Genomic DNA, 414 nt, shown 5'->3' on the forward strand with positions numbered 1-414 from the left:
TTGCTCCTATACTGAAATTTGGTACCAAAATCATTAGATTTTGTGTCATAATGATAAAAATCAGAATAGGAGTTTTTTTATGAAATATTATTCAGATGAATTTAAAAACAACATCGTTAAGCTTTATCACAATGAAAATCGTTCAAAGAAATCCTTAGCCAATGAATATGGGGTTCATCCAACCACCATCAGTCATTGGATCAAGCGGGCCAAATTAATTGAACTACCTGACGGTGGCGTAACGAGTGTTGAAGCCTTCAAGCAACTACAGAAAGAAAACCAGCAGTTAAAGGAAGAAAATGAAATTTTAAAAGCAGCGGCGGTGTTACTGGGAAGACATTAGGCAAAGTTAAAGCCATAGACTTTATCAACGAACAATTATGTAAACACCGCCTCTGGATAATCTTGAAAGCC

1 protein-coding gene is annotated in these 414 nt (G+C 35.7%); it reads left to right on the forward strand.

The window, feature by feature from the left end:
* Nucleotides 1–79 precede the first annotated feature (79 nt).
* Nucleotides 80–343 (forward strand): transposase, encoded by a 264-nt coding sequence (locus FD47_RS14815; protein WP_054736792.1) that lies wholly within the window; start codon nucleotides 80–82, stop codon nucleotides 341–343.
* The last annotated feature ends 71 nt before the right edge of the window (nucleotides 344–414 follow it).

This window comes from Lentilactobacillus parafarraginis DSM 18390 = JCM 14109 (assembly GCF_001435895.1).
Taxonomy (GTDB): Bacteria; Bacillota; Bacilli; order Lactobacillales; family Lactobacillaceae; genus Lentilactobacillus; species Lentilactobacillus parafarraginis.